The following is a 1,904-nucleotide window of genomic DNA, read 5'->3' as shown; positions in this document are numbered from 1 at the left end:
ACTGTCTGGAGATTCATGGGGCCAGTCTAACCAGCAGATGGCTTCGCGATCACAGCAGTCAAGGCTGAACACTACCCGCACGACTTCCCGATTCAAGCAGCGGATTTCAACACCAGTGCGTATCCGGCTTGAGTGTCACGACGTTGCCGGTATGACTGTGCTCTGGCTTTCTATGGCCAGATTTTGCCAGCAACAGGTTATTCGCCTGCATGATCCGGTAAATGCGTTTGTGGTTAACCCGCCAGTTTTGTTCCTTCAGCGCACGATTGAGGTGTGCCGTCACGCGACGGTAGCCGTTTGTCGCCCGCTCGCTGCATATCTGGCGGATAAGCGGTAACAGTCGGGCGTCATCATCTTTGCTATAGCGGGCTGGCCGCTGCTGGCGCTTCTTTAGCAGCCGTTCATAAAGATTCGAACGCGATACGCAGAGCACTTCTGCTATTCGGATGAGGAGGTATCGTCCGGTGGCAGCAATGGCATGCGCGATATCAACTTTTTTGCCTAGGCTATCTCAAGCGCGTTCCTATGGATTTCGGCTTCCATCGTCTTGCGGCCCAGCATTTGTTCAAGCTGTTTGACTTTTTTCTCCAGCGCTTGGACCTCGGAGACACTGACGACCTCGTCGCCAGCGACGATCGCAGACTTTCCACCCTCGTTCATGAGCCGTTTCCACTTAAAAAGAAGACTGGGTGTGATGTCATATTGCCGGGCAACGAGTGAGACGGTGTAGCCGGGCTGCATGGCGAGCGCAACAAAACGGGCTTTCTCTTCAGGAGTATAACGACGGCGTTTTTGCTCGCCAGTGATCACTTCGATTCTTTGCACAGGACACTCCTTAAACATAGCTCTATGACTATGTCTTACTGGTGAGGTGTCCGGTTCAAACGGAGGCTATTACCCTTTGATATTTTCACTTTTTTGATTCATTCTCAATGCCGATGCTTGGTTAAATCAGAGAAGCGTTCATCATCAGCTATCAACCGGTGCTTTTACGATTTAAGGGGTTAAGACACCGCTCACTATTCTATTCCGTTAGCCTGACTCTGTGATTTCCCGAACATAGTTCAGTGTTCTGAACAGATAAAACCAGCATATTTCTGTCCGGAGCGTCAGACAAGATTGTCTGATAAAGGGGGAGCTGCTCCTTGCAGATTAGAGCATCTCTATGTTAGCAACGTCCGCTCCTGGCACGCATGAGACATTCAGAGCCATAACTGCTGGGGACAGCCTGGCAGTCCAGTTCTTCTGTTCGGTTTCACGACTACACGTCGCCATAATTCGCTATGATGAGAAAAACAGAATAGGATATCGAAGATGAAAACTGTCGAATTTTTGCTGTACACCCTCAAACCCGGTACTGGAAAAGACTTTCATAGAATAATGAAAGAAGTGAGTGTTCCACTTCACCGTTCAGTGGGAATGGATGTTATTTCTTATGGTATATCAGCACATGACGACGATGCTTACTATCTGATCAGGGCTTATAACAGCCTCTCTCACCTGAAAACTGCCCAGGACACCTTTTATGATAGCGAAGCATGGCGTCATGGTCCCCGGCAGGCCATTATCGATAGAATAAGCATCAGCGTTAAATCGGTACTGACTCTCACTGAGAGTGCCGTTGAGCATTTACGAACCCACTGACCCTATCGCTATACGTCATGGTAAAGCCGGGATAGACACACCAGCAAGACGTTACTGTTATTCAGTACATCAGAGATGAGGCTACCGCCTCACATGCTGAATGCGGGATGTTTGACCGGCATCTATGAGCGAAGAGCGGAAGTTCGCTTTCGGAAAACCTAATCCATGTGCCAGAGGGTCTCTGAAAGAGAATGGGGCGTTTAAGTGGGGTACTTACAAAAAATCAGCCTTAACGAATGGAAGGGACTTCCCCTGATTAT

1 protein-coding gene and 1 pseudogene are annotated in these 1,904 nt (G+C 49.1%); one reads left to right on the top strand and one right to left on the bottom strand.

The window, feature by feature from the left end:
- Positions 1-825 (bottom strand): annotated as a pseudogene (locus HMPREF1144_RS33675) (transposase); the annotation flags it as partial.
- A gap of 489 nt (positions 826-1,314) precedes the next feature.
- On the opposite strand from HMPREF1144_RS33675, the gene HMPREF1144_RS15525 reads away from it, so the two are divergent.
- On the top strand, positions 1,315-1,644 hold the full coding sequence (locus HMPREF1144_RS15525; protein ID WP_016154439.1) for an NIPSNAP family protein: 330 nt from the start codon (positions 1,315-1,317) through the stop codon (positions 1,642-1,644).
- Positions 1,645-1,904 lie beyond the last annotated feature (260 nt).

It is taken from the genome of Klebsiella sp. OBRC7, from assembly GCF_000293135.1.
GTDB classification, from domain to species: Bacteria; Pseudomonadota; Gammaproteobacteria; order Enterobacterales; family Enterobacteriaceae; genus Klebsiella; species Klebsiella michiganensis.
Note: the sequence above shows the minus strand (reverse complement) of the source record. Positions and strands in the feature narration are given on the sequence as shown.

What these genes read in the sequence shown, in the direction of transcription:
- HMPREF1144_RS15525 (WP_016154439.1), top strand. Translation starts at nt 1,315, where the DNA reads ATGAAAACTGTCGAATTTTTGCTGTACACCCTCAAACCCGGTACTGGA.